At 70.7% G+C, this 16,237-nt stretch carries 14 protein-coding genes; 6 read left to right on the forward strand and 8 right to left on the reverse strand.

Features of this window, described 5'->3' with window-relative positions; all coding sequences use genetic code 11:
• Positions 1-18 precede the first annotated feature (18 nt).
• The 4 genes from EDD34_RS19905 to EDD34_RS19920 all read right to left on the reverse strand — a co-directional run bounded on the left by EDD34_RS19905 (position 19) and on the right by EDD34_RS19920 (position 4,128).
• Positions 19-1,623 carry an outer membrane protein assembly factor BamB family protein gene (locus EDD34_RS19905; RefSeq protein ID WP_123816107.1) on the reverse strand — a complete coding sequence of 535 codons (1,605 nt, stop codon included), beginning with the start codon at positions 1,621-1,623 and terminating at the stop codon, positions 19-21.
• 97 nt (positions 1,624-1,720) lie between these two features.
• Complete coding sequence (locus EDD34_RS19910) at positions 1,721-1,921, reverse strand: hypothetical protein (protein WP_123816108.1); 201 nt, start codon at positions 1,919-1,921, stop codon at positions 1,721-1,723.
• 114 nt (positions 1,922-2,035) lie between these two features.
• The gene (locus EDD34_RS19915) at positions 2,036-3,211 is read right to left on the reverse strand and encodes an ABC transporter permease (protein ID WP_123816109.1); all 1,176 of its coding nucleotides are present in this window, start codon (positions 3,209-3,211) and stop codon (positions 2,036-2,038) included.
• On the reverse strand, positions 3,211-4,128 hold the full coding sequence (locus tag EDD34_RS19920; RefSeq protein WP_123816110.1) for an ABC transporter ATP-binding protein: 918 nt from the start codon (positions 4,126-4,128) through the stop codon (positions 3,211-3,213). Before EDD34_RS19920 ends, EDD34_RS19915 begins: the two co-directional genes overlap by 1 nt.
• 205 nt (positions 4,129-4,333) lie before the next feature.
• Between EDD34_RS19920 and EDD34_RS19925 the strand changes: the two genes are divergently transcribed.
• Positions 4,334-5,149, forward strand: a complete 816-nt coding sequence (locus EDD34_RS19925; RefSeq protein ID WP_123816111.1) for an MBL fold metallo-hydrolase — start codon at positions 4,334-4,336, stop codon at positions 5,147-5,149.
• Positions 5,150-5,334: 185 nt separating this feature from the next.
• Here EDD34_RS19925 and EDD34_RS19935 read toward each other — a convergent pair whose 3' ends face one another.
• Both EDD34_RS19935 and EDD34_RS19940 read right to left on the reverse strand, forming a co-directional pair.
• Entirely contained in the window at positions 5,335-6,054 is a 720-nt protein-coding gene (locus EDD34_RS19935; protein ID WP_123816112.1) for a DUF305 domain-containing protein, read from the reverse strand.
• 189 nt (positions 6,055-6,243) lie between these two features.
• Positions 6,244-7,581 (reverse strand): LVIVD repeat-containing protein, encoded by a 1,338-nt coding sequence (locus tag EDD34_RS19940; protein WP_123816113.1) that lies wholly within the window; start codon positions 7,579-7,581, stop codon positions 6,244-6,246.
• A 257-nt stretch (positions 7,582-7,838) separates the two neighbouring features.
• Here EDD34_RS19940 and EDD34_RS19945 point away from each other — a divergent pair, with 257 nt between their 5' ends.
• Complete coding sequence (locus EDD34_RS19945; RefSeq protein WP_123816114.1) at positions 7,839-8,582, forward strand: DUF305 domain-containing protein; 744 nt, start codon at positions 7,839-7,841, stop codon at positions 8,580-8,582.
• Positions 8,583-8,796: 214 nt separating this feature from the next.
• Positions 8,797-10,434 (forward strand): IS1634 family transposase, encoded by a 1,638-nt coding sequence (locus tag EDD34_RS19950; protein ID WP_123812900.1) that lies wholly within the window; start codon positions 8,797-8,799, stop codon positions 10,432-10,434.
• A gap of 52 nt (positions 10,435-10,486) precedes the next feature.
• On the opposite strand, the gene EDD34_RS19955 is transcribed toward EDD34_RS19950, so the two are convergent.
• Positions 10,487-11,914, reverse strand: a complete 1,428-nt coding sequence (locus tag EDD34_RS19955; RefSeq protein ID WP_123816115.1) for an ATP-binding protein — start codon at positions 11,912-11,914, stop codon at positions 10,487-10,489.
• 304 nt (positions 11,915-12,218) lie between these two features.
• Entirely contained in the window at positions 12,219-13,046 is an 828-nt protein-coding gene (locus EDD34_RS19960; RefSeq protein WP_246012591.1) for a CPBP family glutamic-type intramembrane protease, read from the reverse strand.
• Positions 13,047-13,230: 184 nt separating this feature from the next.
• Between EDD34_RS19960 and EDD34_RS19965 the strand changes: the two genes are divergently transcribed.
• Genes EDD34_RS19965 through EDD34_RS19975 form a run of 3 tightly spaced genes read left to right on the forward strand, consistent with a single transcriptional unit; the run spans position 13,231 to position 16,233 of the window.
• The gene (locus EDD34_RS19965) at positions 13,231-14,934 is read left to right on the forward strand and encodes a carbon starvation CstA family protein (protein ID WP_123816116.1); all 1,704 of its coding nucleotides are present in this window, start codon (positions 13,231-13,233) and stop codon (positions 14,932-14,934) included.
• Positions 14,935-14,938: 4 nt separating this feature from the next.
• Entirely contained in the window at positions 14,939-15,205 is a 267-nt protein-coding gene (locus EDD34_RS19970; protein WP_123816117.1) for a cory-CC-star protein, read from the forward strand.
• Complete coding sequence (locus EDD34_RS19975) at positions 15,196-16,233, forward strand: ArsA family ATPase (protein WP_123816118.1); 1,038 nt, start codon at positions 15,196-15,198, stop codon at positions 16,231-16,233. Before EDD34_RS19970 ends, EDD34_RS19975 begins: the two co-directional genes overlap by 10 nt.
• The last annotated feature ends 4 nt before the right edge of the window (positions 16,234-16,237 follow it).

The raw sequence follows: 16,237 nt of genomic DNA on the forward strand, positions 1-16,237 counted from the left end.
CGTGGGACACGCTCCCGGCTACCCGGTCGCGAGGCCCGCGATCCCGGTGCCCGTCACCTGCACGAGGTGCCCGTCGACGCTCGCGATCTGCGCGTACGGCTCTTCCTGAGCGACGTCCCAGGTGACCTCTCCGGTGGCCAGGTCCAGCCCGACGAGCCGGAGCTGGCCCTCGCCACCGGTCGACGGGCCGTCGACCACCAGCATCGCCGACCGGCCGTCGGTGTACGCGCCGAACACCGCGCTCCCGGCGACGGCGGCGGCCTCGTCCCCGAGAGGTTCGGCGGTCCAGAGCCGGTCACCGGAGCCGGCGTCGTAGGCCACGACCCGGCCCTCCAGGGTGAGTGTCACGGCCGTGCCGGCGGTCCGCACCAGGACGTCCTTGATGTCCTCCCCCTCGGGAAGTGTCGCGGGACCGAGCTCCGGGTCGTCGGTCGCCCACGGCACGTGGGCACCGTCCTGCGGTTCGGCGGGCGCCGGCGTACCGTCCGCGGTCACCAGACGAGCGGAGATCCCGCAGGCGGACGCGGTGATCCGGCGCTCGTCGGCGGACCACGTGAGGTCGCCGAGCACGTCCAGCTCCGGCCCGTCCTCGCTCCACACCACGCAGGCACCACCCGTCAGGTCCGGGTCGAACGCCACGGTGCGCGGACCCCAGCGAGGCTCGCCCGTCGCGGCGTCCTCCACGCGCACCGTCAGACCGGGAGCGGACTCGACGCCGCCCTTCAACGCGGCGACCCCGTCGTCGTCCTCGACCACGCGCGCATCGCCGAGATCGACGGGAGTCTCGTCGCGGGCGAGCACCGCGAGGCCGCCGTCGGGCAGCGGGGCGTACACCGGCGAGGTCCCGGCGTCTCCGGCGCCGTCACCCTCCGCCTCGAGCGCACGCCGCTCGGCGCCGCCCTCCGCGTCGATCACGACGGCCTCCGGCGTGGCCCCCTCCGTCACGCAGACCAGAGGGTCCGACGGCGCCGCGGTGCGCACCGCGACCGAGCCGACCGCACGACGCGACGGACCACAGCGCATCCGGGCGCCGTCGGCCACGGCCTCGGCGTCCAGGACCTCGACGGCCCACCGTTCCGCACCGGTCGCGGGATCGATCCCCAGCACCCGGCCGTCCGCCGTCACCGCCGCCAGGTCGCCCACCGGGACGATCCGCGGCTGCACGGCGTCGCCGAGATCGACGTGCCACGCCTCACCGGGCGCCCCCGTCAGGGCCAGGACGCCGCCGGGCGCGGAACGCAGCCGCTCGTCGCGCAGGTGTGCCTGCAGGACGAGCCCGCCCGCCACCGCCCCGGCCACGACCACGGCGGTACCGCCCAGGAGGATCGCCCGGCCCCGGGTGCCGGAGGGAAAAGCCGAGCCGGCCCTCGTCCCGGCACGACCGAGGGCACCGACGCCGCGAGACGCGGTGCGCCGGATCGTCGAACCCGCGCGCGCCGCACCCGCGGCCGCCCGCCGGCGCGCCCGGCCGAGGGCGCCGGGTCCCGCATTCTCCGGTACGTCCCCCTCAGCGGCTTCGCCAGGCTCGGCCGGGAGCGGACCGGCCGGATTCTTGATGTGCTCGGGCACGCTGTCCAGCAGCACACCGTCGGCATCGCGGGGGGCGTCCTCCTGCATACGCATGGCCCGGAGTTTTCCACAAGCGCGACCTCATGGGCCATGGGGTGCGCTGCCCGGTCACCGGCGCCATCTCCCCGCGGGCGCGGGGCGGGGCCACCGCTCAGATGCCGCGCTTCGCCGCCGTCTGCACGACGAGGTCCAGGAGGGCGGCATTGGCCCGGCGTTTGCGGTCCTGCGGATCGCAGGTCAGGGCGTCACCGGCGTTGCGCCGGTCCTGCGCGTCGTGGTCGCGTTCCGGCGCTCCCCTCCGGGAACGCTCGGCTGCTGAGATGATTGACTGCATCCGGGTTGCGGCATCCATGGTCGGCCTCCTCAGGCGGCGGGTCGGGTTGTCCACCCACGCCATCCCATGCTGGGGGCCAGGAGTTTCACTCGTGTTGCCACCACGGCACATTCTGGTGACCGGCCTTCACCGTCAGCCGGCCCGCAGCGCCTGCCTCCAGCCCACTCGCCCGCCGGTCTGCAGCAGCGCCCGGCGGTACGCGCGCTCGGAGACCAGCACCACGCCGACGGCGAAGACCGCCAGCAGGACCAGTGACACCACCGGCTCCCACCAGCTCGCGTCCCCGGCGAGCACCCGCACGGGCATCGACACGATCGAGGTCACCGGGACGAACGAGAGCACCCGCTCCAGCGTCCCGTCGGCACCGAACGTGGTCAGGTAGACGGCCATGAGCACCACGCTCATGGGCGCGGTGGTGCCCTGCAGGTCCTCCAGGCGCGACGCCAGCGCGCCGGCCATCGCGTACAGGGCGGCGACCGCCACGAAGCCGACGGCGAAGAAGATCACGAACCAGCCGAGCGATGCCGTCATCGCCGGCACCGCCGCCTTGAAGTCCGTCAGCGCCAGCCCGACCAGCCCGACGGACGCGAACAGCAGGTTCTGGCCCAGCGCGATCACCGAGTTGCCGAGCACCTTGCCCCCGAGCACCTGGCGCAGGGGCACGGCCGAGGCGATGATCTCCACGAGCCGCGACTGTTTCTCCTCCACCACGCTCGCCGCGATCATCTGCCCGGAACCGATGGCGCTCAGGAAGAACAGGAACGCCAGCGCGAAGCTCGCGAACTCCACCACGCCCGGATCCACGGCGCCGCCGTCGAGCCGCTCCGTGACCAGCTCACCGCCCGCGGAGAGTTCGTCGAAGGTCGTCCCCAGGGCCTCCGCGCGCTCCGTCACGGTCACTCGTTCCACGACGGGTGCGAGCAGCTGCGTCAGGCTCCCGCTCGGCTCACGCCAGCCGGACAGGGTCCACCCGTCCTCGCCGCTGCTCAGCCACACGTCGGCCGTCTCGTCCTCGACCGCGGCGCGTGCCGCGTCGGCGTCCGCGACCTCGATCACGGTGAGTTCGTCACCGTCCCGCAGCTCGGCCGCGGCCTGGTCGACGGCGGTCGCCGCCGCCTCGTCGCCGGCGGTGACGGCGACGTCGTAGGAGTCGGTCTGCTGGCTCTGCCAGGCGAAGAACCCGGCGATGCCCGCGATGAGCAGCAGCGTGACCAGAAGCCCGAACAGGTAGGCCTTGTTCATCACGCGCGCGACGATCTCGCGCTGCATGACGATCAGCCAGGCGGGTGAGTCGTTCGAGCCGCGCATCAGGCAGCCACCTCTCGGTAGATCTCGGTCAGGCTGGGGCGCACGGGGGAGAACTCACGGACGTCCCCGCGCTCCAGGGCGGAGGTCAGCAGCCGGCGACCGGCGCCGTCGTCGGACACCTCGACCAGGGCGACGGGACCGTCGACGTCGACCGCGCGGACGCCGGGCATGCTCCGCACCCATCCGGCGTCGCCCGTCAGCACGAGGCGGTGCCGCACCGTGCCGCGCGCGGCGAGCTGGGCCGGGGAGCCGTCGGCGACGACCTCGCCCCGGCGCAGGATCACGAGCCGCTCGCACAGGCGCTCCACCAGGTCGAGCTGGTGGGAGGAGAACAGCACCGGCACACCGCGCGCGGTGTGCTCGCGCAGCAGGTCGGCCATGCCGTCGACGGCGGCCGGGTCCAGGCCGCTGAACGGCTCGTCCAGGACGAGCGCCCGGGGCGACCCCATGAGCGCCGCGATGATCTGCACGCGCTGCTGGTTGCCGAGCGACAGCTTCTCCACATGGTCCTTCGCCCGGTCGGCGAGGCCGAGGCGCTCCAGATGGTCCAGGATCTCGGTCCGGGCGGACGCGGCGGGAATGCCGCGGAGCCGCCCGAGGTAGACGAGCTGGTCGAGCACGGGCTGTTTGGGGTAGAGGCCGCGCTCCTCGGGCATGTAGCCGAAGGTCCGGCGGTCCGCCGCCGTGATCGGCCGGCCGCCGAACAGCGTCTCGCCGGATGTCGGCGCCAGGACCCCCATCACCATCCGCATGGTCGACGTCTTGCCGGCCCCGTTGCCGCCCACGAACCCCGTCAGCCGGCCCGCGGGCGCACGGAACGAGACGTCGTCGACCGCGCGGACCGCGCCGTCACCCGCCCCGAAGACCCGGACGAGGGACCTGACCTCGAGGTCGTCCCCCAGGTGTGCTGTGCTCATGCGGCTCACGCTAGGCCGCCACCGCGCCGAAAGGATCGTCCCCCAGACGGAGTGGCCTCCCCCTGCCGATGGGTTCCGGCGTGGAAGCGGTCGGTCCGTTGTCCCCGCGGCCGGTCACTCGACGGACCGACCGCGAGGACCACGGACCGACCGCTCACGGCGAACTGGTTGACCTCAAGCTCTGTTGAGGTCGTAGCGTCGGAGCATGAGCTTCTGGATCTGCGGTACCTGCGGTGTGGAGCACGCGGAGCGGCCCGACGTCTGCGCGATCTGCGCCGACGAGCGCCAGTGGGTGCCGGCCGACGGGCAGCACTGGACCACCCTCGACGAGTTGTCCGCCGCCGGCGAGCGCATCGAGTTCTTCGAGTTCGAGCCGGACCTGTACGGGCTGCACACGGTCCCTGATGTCGGCATCGGCCCCACCCCGAAGATCGTCCGTACGCCGGCCGGCAACCTCATGTTCGACGTCCCGGGATACATCGACGACGACGCCGTCGCGCGGGTCGAGGAACTCGGCGGGCTGGCCTTCATCGTGGCGAGCCATCCGCACATGTACGGCGTGCAGGTCGAGTGGAGCCGGCGACTCGGCGGAGTGCCGGTACTGGTCAGCGAGGCCGACGCCGAATGGGTGGCGCGGCCGGACGCGGCGGTCGAGACCTGGAAGGAAGACCGGGAGATCCTGCCCGGCATCACCATCACGCAGCCCGGCGGGCATTTCCCCGGCAACGCCGTGGCGTACTGGGCGGCCGGCGCGGAGGGGCGCGGCGTGCTGCTGACCGGCGACACGATCTTCGCCAACCCGGACCGGAAGACGGTCTCGTTCATGCGCAGCTACCCCAACCGCATCCCGCTGTCGGGGAACGTGGTGCTGCGGATCGCGGATCATGTCGGCCGGTTCGACTTCGACCGGCTCTACAACAACTTCGACGGGGTCATCGCGACGGACGCCCGCGCCGTCGTGCGGCGCTCGGCGCAGCGCCACGCGGCCTGGACCCGGGGGGACTTCGACCACCTGACGTGAGCGGGGCCGGCAGCGGTCACCAGCCCTGGGCGGGACACCTGGGCCGGCACACCTGGGCCAGGCCACCTGGCCGGCACACCTGGGCCAGGCCACCTGGCCGGCACACCTGGGCCAGGCCACCTGGCCGGCACACCTGGGCCGGGCCACCTGGCCGGCACACCTGGGCCGGGCCACCACGGGCACGGTCACAGTTGTCCCAGCAGCTCCCGCAGTTCCTCGACCTCGCCGCGGATGCGCTGCCGCTCCGCCGTCGCGAGCGCGATCGCATCCGGGTCCATGCCGCCGGCGATGGCCTCGTCAGCCGGTTGCAGACCGCCGTAGTGGTGCTCGATCAGCGCTCCCACCAGCGCCGCGTCGAACTCCGCACCGTCCAGCCGCGCCATCTGCGTGATCTGCTCCGGCGTCAGCATGCCGTGGTCGGTCTCCGTGCCGTGCACGTGGGTGAGCCCGGCCGGCGCCCGGGGGCCGGACCCGTCGCCGTCGGCGTCGTCCCCGGACCCGTCCAGGCCGCCTGCCTCGAACAGGGCGAGAGCGGTGGTCGCGGACCCGGGCACCGGCACTGTCCGGTCGCGGAGCCAGCCGGCCAGGGCTGCGGTCTGCTCGGCCGACGCCGTCCCGACGTCGTGCGTGAGCTCGAGGACACGCGCGTTCTCGCTGCGGTTCGGCGCCAGCGCTGCCAGTTCGACCGCCTGCGCGTTGTGCTCGGCCATGACCTGCGCGTACACGCGGTCCGTGTCGTTGTACCCGTCCGCGGCCTGTCGCGCGGGAACCGCAACGCCGAGCCAGTACGCCAGCGCGAGTGCGGCCGCGATACCTCCCGCGAGGATCGCACCCATGACGCGCAGCCGCCGACGCAGTGCATAGGTGCCCGACGGCGGGTCCGGCGGCAGATCCCCCAGGCTCATACCGGAAGATTCGCACAAAGCCACCGTTCGCGCCACACCCCTCACCCCTCACCCCTCACCCCTCACGAACCTTGTCGCAACAGGTCGCCGAACCGCAGGGACACGCCGACAATCCTGGCGATTGTCGGCGTGTCTCTGCGGTTCACCGGCCCGCGACCGGATCCGCTTGCGGTTCGGCGCGGGGTCCCGTCAGAACCGCTGCTGCGCCTGCGGGTTGAGGGACCACAGGTGTCGCGCCCTGCGGTCGATGGACGGGTCCAGCTCGAACGTGTCGAAGCCGACGGCCAGGTCGTTCGAGTACACGTAGCCGTTGTAGTAGTACGACGACCAGGTGCCGCCGCCGCTGAGGCCCGCACCCCGGTCGAACCACGCGATCTCCTCAGGGTTCTCGGAGTCGGTGAAGTCGTACACCGAGGTGCCACCCTGGTACCAGGACTGGACCATGAGGTCCTTGCCCTTGACCGGGATCAGCGACCCGTTGTGCGCCACGCAGTTCTCGTCCTCGCTGTTGATGCGCGGGATCTTGTAGTACGACTTGAAGACGAGCTCCTTGCCGCCCCACTTGCCCTTGCCGGGGCCCTTGCCGTGGCCCCGGGTGCGCTCGATGTCGTAGATCCCGTTGGCGCCCTGCTCCGCCCGGAACTCATCGGTGCAGGTCGCGAGCCCGCCGCCGCCGAGCTCGTCGGTGAAGACCACCTTGGTGCCGTCGTTGTTGAACGTGGCCGAGTGCCAGAACGCGAAGTTCTCGGTGTCCCGCACGCTGCTGATGACCTTGGGCTTCTCGCGATCGGAGATGTCCAGGAGGATGCCGTCACCCATGCACGCGCCCGCCGCGAGGTCGAGCTGCACGTACGTGGTGATGTCGTGGCAACCCGACGTCGAGTAGTAGCTGTCCGGGCCCGACGGCGACTCGTAGCCACCGTCCGGGAACAGCACCGGCTCGGCGACGACCTCGGCGGCCTCCAGGTCGCGGGTCGGGATCTTGACGACCGAGATCAGGTCGTGCGGCGGCCGGCAGTTCGCGAGCTGGTCGCTCGGGAAGTACGACGAGACGTAGACGTACAGGTCCTTGCCGCGCTTCGTGGGCGCCAGGGAGTGGGTGTGCGAGCCGCAGTCCGTCGCCACCGACTTCACGTACCGCGGGTTCAGCGGATCCGAGATGTCCCAGATCTTGATGCCCTCCCAGTAGTTCTCCGGGTCGGACGTGGGCTCGCTGTCGCACGAGTCGTCCGTACGGCGCGAGTCGGTGGACAGCACCAGGATGTTCTTGTACACCGAGATGTCGTTCTGGCCGCCCGGGCAGTACACCTGGAGTGCCTGAGACGGCTCGGCCGGGTTCGACAGGTCGTAGACCGTGAAGCCGTCGTAGTTCCCGGCGTAGGCATACTTGCCCTGGAACGCGATGTCGGAGCCGGTGCTCTGCAACGATCCGTTCTTCGGGACGTTGCTCGTGTGCTCCATGTTGAAGCTCTCGACCTCGCCCGGCAGGACGTCGGGCTCGGCGGCCGCCTCGGCCGTCGTGGACATGGCCGCCGTCCCGGCTCCATCACCGGGTTCGGCGGACGCCAGCGGTGCCACCGTTGCCACCGCCGCGGTCGCCAGAGTGAGCGACAAAGCAGCTCCGGCGGCGCCCCTCAAGTGGGATCTCTTCAGGGTTGATCGACGCACGCGCGTCACACCTCCTTGCTAGGGTCGTTTGCGAGTCTTACGGCCTATCGAGGTTTCGTCCAGCATTTTCGGATATTTTTTACACATCGGTGACAGAGATCCGAGATGATCTTCCAGTGACACGAGGTAACGCGAAGAGTTCCCCCGCCCATGGACGACGGCGTTCGTGGTGGCCCCGGGCAACCGGGGCAGGCCTGCTCGCGGTCGCGCTGACCCTGCCGGCCGCCTGCACCGCCGAGTCCGACGAGCCGGAGGCGGTGTCGACGCCGTCGTCCGTGGTGCTCAAACCCGGGAAGCCGGGCGAACCCGCCGAGACCGTGGCGCCCGACGAGTTCGACGGCGTCTCGACCGAGGACCAGTGGAACGCGGCGGACGCCGAGTTCATGACCGGGATGATCCACCACCACGACCAGGCGGTGGTGATGACCACCTGGGCGTCGGAGCAGGCGGCGTCGGAACAGCTCAAGACGTTCGCCGACCGGATGCACAACACGCAGCGGGCCGAGATCGGGCTGATGTCCGACTGGCTGGCCGAGCGCGATCAGCCCGTACCCGTGCTCGCGGAGAACGCCGACGGCACCGGGCCTCGCGCGCCGGAGGGATCCCACGAGCACGAGCCGGCCCTCCGGCCCGGCATGCTGAGCGACGCCGAGATGGCCGAACTGGAGGCCGCGTCCGGAGCGGAGTTCGACCGCCTGTTCCTCGAGGGCATGATCAAGCACCACAAGGGCGCGATCGCGATGTGCTCGGACGTGGTCGGAGCGGGCATCGACCAGTCGATCCAGAAGCTGGCGGCCGACATCGGCGTCGACCAGGCCGCCGAGATCGACCGCATGGAGGACATGCTCGCGGGGCTGTGAGGCCGCGGTCGGAGCCTCGACGGGCTCAGGGCCACGCCTCCATCAGGTCCTCGGCGGTCCAGACCGCGTCTGCCTCCGCCCCGCCGCCGGCGGGACATACGGCCTGAGTTTGGTCATCTCGGCTTGATCCGTGCTGGCGCAGTGCTGTGACCTGTGGTGATGGTGGTCTTAGTGCGCGGTTTCACGCACTAACGGGCTGGCCTACGCTCGGTGGGTGGCGTTCATTCGACGGGTCCGGACCGCGTCCGGGGCGACGGCTGTGCAGATCGCGGAGTACGTCGGCGGGCGTCGTCAGCGGATCGTGGAGCACCTCGGGTCGGCGCACTCCGAGGCCGAGCTCGGCCTCCTGCTGGAACGGGCCCGCGGCCTGCTTGCCGACGGCCGGCAGGGTGTCCTTGACTTGGGTCTGGAGCCCACGACGCGCGCGGTGGGACTGGTCCCGGCTCCTGGCGAGCCGGCCTTGCTCGGCGGCCAGCCGGTCCCGTCTCAGGCGCCGCGGGTCGGTCCCGCGCGGGTGGAGTCGACCGCTTCGCGTGTCTTGTTCGACGCTCTGGTAGGCGTGTTCGCCGACCTGGGGTTCGACGGGATCGGGGACGAGACGTTCCGGGACCTGGTGATCGCGCGGATCGTGGAGCCGACCTCGATCCTGGACGTGGGGCGGGTTCTGAAGGACCTGGGCCACAGCCCGGCGAGCGAGAAGACGATGCGCCGCACCCTGGCCCGCTGCGTCGGCAACGGCTACCGCGACCAGATCGCCGGGTTGTGCTTCGATCACGCGCAGGCCAGCGGTGATGTGTCGTTGTGTTTGTACGACGTCACCACGCTCTACTTCGAGGTCGAGAAAGAGGACGGGCTGCGGAAGGTCGGCTACTCCAAGGAACGACGAGTCGACCCGCAGATCGTCGTGGGCCTGCTGGTGGACCGGTACGGGTTCCCGCTGGAGATCGGCTGTTTCGAGGGGAACAAGGCAGAGCGCCTGACGATTGTGCCGATCATCGAGCAGTTCCAGGCTCGCCACGGTATCGAGGGGATCGTGGTGGTCGCCGACGCGGGCATGCTGTCGGCGGGCAACCTGGCCGAGCTGGACCGCGCCGGGCTCGGGTTCATCGTCGGCTCAAGGATGACCAAGGCACCGATCGACCTGGAGTCCCACTTCCGCTGGCACGGGGACGCGTTCACCGACGCCCAGGTCATCGACACCATCACCCCGAAGACCGGGCAGAACCTCGAGAACGACCCGATGCTGCGCAGCGAACCGGTCTGGGACCCGGCCACGCACACGCGGTCCTGGCGGGCGGTGTGGTCCTTCTCCCGCAAACGGTTCGTGCGCGACAACGCGACCTTGACCCTGCAGGAGAACCGCGCCCGGGACGTGATCGACGGATCCCGGACCGCGAAGGCCACGAGGTTCGTCAAGACCAGCGGGGACGCACGCACCCTGGACGAGAAGGCACTGGCCCGAGCCCGAGCGCTGGCCGGGCTGAAGGGCTACGTCACCAACATCCCGGCCACGGTGATGCCGCCGGCAGAGGTGATGACCTGTTACCACGACCTGTGGCACGTGGAGCAGTCCTTCCGGATGAGCAAGACCGATCTGGCCGCCCGGCCGATGTTCGCCCGCACCCGCGACGCGATCGAGGCGCACCTGACCATCGTGTTCACCGCCCTGGCCGTCGCCCGCGCAGCCCAGGACCGCACCGGCCTGGCGATCCGCAACATCGTGCGCCAGCTACGCCCCCTGCGCTCGGCAACGATCACCATCAACGGCACCACCGCCACGTTCCCGCCCGCGATCCCCACCCCACAGCAGACCATCCTCGACGCACTGAACCGCGACGACGTCACGCACTAACCCGAATGACCAAACTCGGGGCTGTGAGGCCGCGGTCGGAGCCTCGACGGGCTCAGGGCCACGCCTCCATCAGGTCCTCGGCGGTCCAGACCGCGTCTGCCTCCGCCCCGCCGCCGGCGGGACATACGGCGACCAGCGCCGTCTTCGGCGTCGCGCCGGGTACCGAGGCCGCGTCGGCCGCCAGAGCGCTCATCTCCTCGGGCTTGATCGGCTTGTTCTGCCGCCACTTGATCGTGCCGACGAAAACGATCCGCTTCGCGGGCCGCTTGTCGGCCGCCACCAGGTCGATCTCGGGACGGTTCGTCCGCGGCCACCAGCCGCCGATCTCCCGCGCGCCCGGCCAGCGGTCATCGGGAAGCAGCCGTGCCAGCGCCTCCCTGACCAGGGGTTCGACCGCGCGCCCACGCCACGCCGAGTACCCGTCCTGGACCCGGCGGCACGCCAGGTCGGACCGCCCGCGATCGACGTCACCCGACGATGCCTCGACGAAGGCGAGCCAGAATCGCAGAGCCGGATCGTCGATCCGGTATCGACGATCCTTGGGCGCCGGCCGTGCGGACAAGGGCTCGTCTGCCGCGATGACGCGCTTCTCAGCGAGCGTCTTGAGTATCCGCGCCAGCTGGGCCGCCCCCATTCCGTCGGAAGAACCCACGACCTGCTGAATGCCCGAGAAGGTGCGCTCTCCGTGGGCGCCGAGCGCGGCGAGCACCTGGCGCGCGGCATCGCCCTCCCGGAACTCGGAGTCGAGCACGCGAGCGCCGTTGACCAACAGCGCCGACGTCGGGCTGGCGAAACTGTCACGGAGGAAGTCCTCGAGCGACATGCCTGGCTCCCACTCCTGCACCACGAGCGGCTGGCCGCCGGTGATCAGAGCCGCGTCGAAGGCGTCGAAGCCGGCCGTTCCGGTCGCCTCGCCGACGTCCTTGGGGTTCAGAGCACGCAGCACGAGCTCCGTCGCGCGGCCGTGAAACGGCTGGTCGTGAGCCGTCAGACGCTCCATCATGCCGATGTCGCTCCCGAGCAGCAGCAGCAGAACCGGCTTCTGCGACAGGTGCAGGTCCCAGGCGCGTTGCAGCTCACCGGCACCGCCCTGGATCCCTTCGAGCAACCACGGCAGCTCGTCGATGGTCACGACCGACGGCGAGTCAACCGGGAGCGTCTGGGCAAGGAGGCCCAGCGCTTGGGTGAGTGAGTCGAAGCGTGCTCCACGGAGCAGATCGCTCCCGGGCAGGCCGGACTCGGCGATCGCATCGCCGAGGCGCGCCAGCTCGGCACCGATCGGGGCCCTCCGCGCGGCCTGGAAGTAGACATTCGGGGTCCCCGACTGCCGAACGAACTCCGTCACGAGCCGGGACTTGCCGATCCGACGGCGTCCGCGAATCATGACCGCGACGCCACGATCTGCCCTGCGGCCCCGGCGCACGACGTCGAGTTGCTTGCCGAGCTCGGCAAGCTCCAGCTTCCGTCCGACGAACCCCATGGCAGCCCCTTACTCTCACCGAGAATACTAACATTGATGATACTAACATCAGTGAGAGTATTCTTGAGTGGAGGAGCTGCTGGGTGCTGGGGCGGCTGCGACTGCACCCCGGAAGCAGGTCGCGGCCTGGCTCAGCGGATCTTCCTGGGCCCGCGTCGCCCGTGCTGGCATGATCCGAGCATGTCCACCAGCGAAGAGACCCGGGGCGGCACGGCCCCATCCGGCGCCGTCCCGGCCGGTGACCCCGCGCCGGAGCAGAGGTCGAGGTCACGGAGTCCGACAGCGCAATGGGGCCTCTGAATTCTTACGGCGCCGTCACGAAGATGTCGAACAGCTCCGGGTGGTGCCCGTGGACCAGAACCGCGAAGACGACCGCGTCGAACAGCAGGTGGACCGTCACCACGTACGGCAGGGACTTGAACTTCGCGAAGATCCAGCCCTGGACCAGCGCGAACGGGATGGTGAGCAGCGGCCCCCACTCGCGGTAGCCGAGCTCCCAGAGGAACGACACGAAGATCATCGACTGGAGCACGTTGGCGTGCCACATCGGGAAGTGCCGGCGCAGCAGGGCGAAGCAGACGCAGATGAAGAAGAGCTCGTCCCAGATCCCGACGGCGTTGACCCCGATGAACAGCCGGAGGATGTCCTGGTCGCCTTCGAGGTCCGGCCAGTTGAGGTACGCCCCCGACCCCAGGAAGTAGGGCGGCAGGATCAGGTACCCCACCACGACGACGATCGCCAGGTACGCCCACTGCCCCCGCCCCCAGCGCTGCCCGGTCGCGACGGGGAACTTCACGGCGTCGTGCCCCACGACGTACCGGGCGAGCGCCCAGGGCACCAGCACCGCGCCGCCCAGCGCGAGAGTGAACTGCAGCATCCTGACGTTCGACAGCTCCGCGGCCAGCGAGATCGTCGAGATGATGCCGAGCCCGACGGCGATCAGCCCGAGGTCCTTTCCCAGCTCCCGGTCGATCCAGAGCCCCAGGGCGACGCCCAGCACGAGCGGCACGTACGCGAGGGGCCGGATGTGCACGGCGAACAGCAGGATCGCGGAGGAGCAGACCAGGACCGCCGCGGCATAGCGCAGCAGGGTCCGGGTCACGGCCAGGGTGGGAGCGGCGTCGGTCGTCACGGGAGCAAACTACCGCCCTGCCCCGGGGATGTCCGACGACTGACGGGGGTTCACCTTGGAGGAAGCCGTGAACCGGGAACATGCCGGGCCGTCGTAGAGTTCGTGATCGGTAACGTTCGATCCAAACCTGGGTGCAGTGCCGCGGCCAGGACACGGATGTCAACGACGACAGATCGGAGCAGCAGTGAACTCCCTCCTCCTGGCGGTGATCGGCATCGCCATGGTGCTCGGGGGCTACTTCCTCTACTCGAAGTACCTCGCGAGCCGCGTGTACCGGCTGGACCCGGAATACGCCACACCCGCACACACCATGAACGACGGCGTGGACTACGTCCCCACCAACAAGTTCGTGCTGTGGGGCCACCACTTCACCTCCGTCGCGGGCGCGGCGCCGATCGTGGGCCCCGCCGTGGCCGTGATCTGGGGCTGGCTGCCCGCGTTCCTGTGGGTCACCATCGGCACGGTCTTCTTCGCGGGCATGCACGACATGGGTGCCCTGTGGGCGTCGGCCCGCAACCGCGGCCAGTCGATGGGCATGCTGTCCGGCCGCTACATCGGCGCCCGCGGACGGTCGCTGTTCCTGGTCGTCATCTTCCTGTTGCTGCTCATGGTGAACGCCGCGTTCGCGACGGTCATCAAGAACCTGCTCATCGCCACCCCCACCGCCGTCATCCCGACCTGGGGGGCCATCGTCGTCGCGATCGTGGTCGGCCAGATGATCTACCGCTGGCGCATGAACCTCGCGCTCACCACGGTGATCGGGGTCGTGGCGCTGTACGCGCTGATCCTGCTGGGCGACGCCGTCCCGATCGAGCTGCCGGAGGGCTCCGCGGCGCCGTTCTGGCTGACGATCCTGTTCCTGTACGCCGGCGTGGCCTCGCTGCTTCCCGTGCACGTGCTGCTGCAGCCGCGCGACTACATCAACGGCGTCCAGCTCTTCATCGCCCTCGGCATCCTCTACGGCGCGGTGCTCCTCGCGAGCCCGGCCGTCGTCGCCCCGGCGGTGAACCAGAACCTGCCCGAGGGCACGCCGAGCCTCGTCCCGCTGCTGTTCGTCACGATCGCCTGCGGCGCGATCTCCGGCTTCCACGGCATGGTGTCGTCCGGCACCTCGTCCAAGCAGCTCGACAAGGAGACGGACGCACGGTTCGTCGGGTACTTCGGCGCGGTCGGCGAGGGCCTGCTCGCCCTGGGCTCGATCATCGCCGCGACCGCGGGCTTCGCGACGCTCGCCAACTGGGAAGAGGTGTACGCCGAGTTCGGGGCGGGCGGCGTGGGCGCGTTCGTCTCCGGCGGCGCCACGATCGTCAACGCCGGCCTCGGCATCCCCGCCGGACTCTCCGCCACGATCCTCGCGACCACGGCGATCCTGTTCGCCGCGACCACCATGGACACCGGCGTGCGCCTCTCCCGCTTCGTGGTGCAGGAGGCGGGCGAGCTCATGGGCCTGCGCGTCAACAAGATCGTCGGCACGGTCGTCGCGGTGGGTGTCGCGATGGGCATCACGTTCAGCATGGGCGCCGGCGGTGACGGCGGGCTCCAGGTCATCTGGCCGCTGTTCGGCACCACGAACCAGCTGCTCGCGTCCCTCACCCTCGCGGTGATCGCCGTGATCCTGCTGCGGCGCAAGCGGAACGCGCTCCCGGCGCTGGTGCCGCTGGTGTTCGTCCTGATCATGTCGGTGTACGCACTGATCGTGCAGCTCAGCGCCTTCGCCACGAACGGTCAGTGGCTGCAGCTCGTGCTCGACGTGATCATCCTCGTCGCCTCCCTGTGGGTCGCTTTCGAGGCCGCCGTTGCCATGGTGAAGGCGTGGCGCGGGCCGGAGGTCACGGACGACACGGAGCCCGCGCCGGCGTCGTCGTCCGCGGGCGGCTCGGAGGACTGACGCGATGAGCACGGTGCGGCGGTGGTGGCGCGGCCTCTCGGACGGACTCCGGGAGTTCTACGTCGCGCCCTACCGTCGCACCTTCGCGCGCGCTCAGCGCGAGGAGGACGACCTGTTCACCCTCATCGTGCTGTCCGAGGCGCTCGGGGTGCCCAACCCGGCGTCGTACTACACGATCGAGCTGCTGCCGCTCCTCCACGAGCGGGTGCACGAGTGGCACACCCGGATGGGGATGGACCGCTCGCCGCTGGAGAACGTCGCATGCTGCTGAGCGGGCCCGGCGGGGACGCCCTGCACGACGTCGCCTCGCGCGTGCGTGTCCTGTTCGCGGGCGGCAAGGGCGGCGTCGGGAAGACGACGGTGGCCTCGACCCTGGCACTCGCCCAGGCACGTGCGGGACGCCGGGTGCTCCTGGTCTCGACCGACCCGGCCCACAACCTGGGCCACCTGTGGGAACGCCCCGTCGGCGACACCCCCACCCGCCTCACCTCCGGATCCCGCGGGTATGTCGACGGGGTCGAGATCGATCCCGGGCGGACCGTCGAGCGGCATCTCGAGGAGGTCGGGCGGACCCTCCGACGGCTGATGCCGGAGCGACTGTCCGGGGAGGTCGCACGACACCTGGACCTCGCCCGCGAGGCGCCCGGCACGCACGAGGCCGCCGTCCTGGAGCGCATCTCCGAGGCCGTCGAGACCGGCCTCGCCGAGTACGACCTGGTGGTCTTCGACACGGCGCCCTCCGGCCACACGGCCCGCCTGATGGCGCTGCCGGAGACGATGTCCGCCTGGACCGAAGGCCTGCTGCGCAGGCAGGAACGGTCCGCGAGGTTCGGGGCCGCGCTCCGCGGCCTGGCGCACGACGACGCGGACGACGACGGCGCGGGCGGGCTCGTCGGCCGGCGCGACCCGCGGGCCGAGCGGGACGGAGAGATCCGGCGGGTGCTGCTGCGGCGCCGGACCCGCTTCGAGCGGCTGCGGGAGACGCTGACCGACCCCGCCACGACATCGTTCGTGCTGGTCCTGGCCGCCGAACGGCTCCCCGTGCTGGAGACGATCGAGCTGCACGAGCAACTGGCGAAGCTCGGCGTCGACGTCGGTGCCCTGGTGGTCAACAAACGCTCCCCGGCGGGCGCGGGCGGACTGCTGGACGCGCGGCGCACGCGGGAGGGGGAGCACCTGCGGGTGCTGGACGACGCGCTCCGCGGCATCCCGCGCGCCGAGGCCGAGCTGCTCGCGGACGACGTCGTCGGCGAGGAGGGTCTGGCCCGCTTCGCCGGCCTTCGCAGTTCGGCGGTGTGATCGG

Origin of the sequence: Myceligenerans xiligouense (assembly GCF_003814695.1) — a bacterium.
Classification (GTDB): Bacteria; Actinomycetota; Actinomycetes; order Actinomycetales; family Cellulomonadaceae; genus Myceligenerans; species Myceligenerans xiligouense.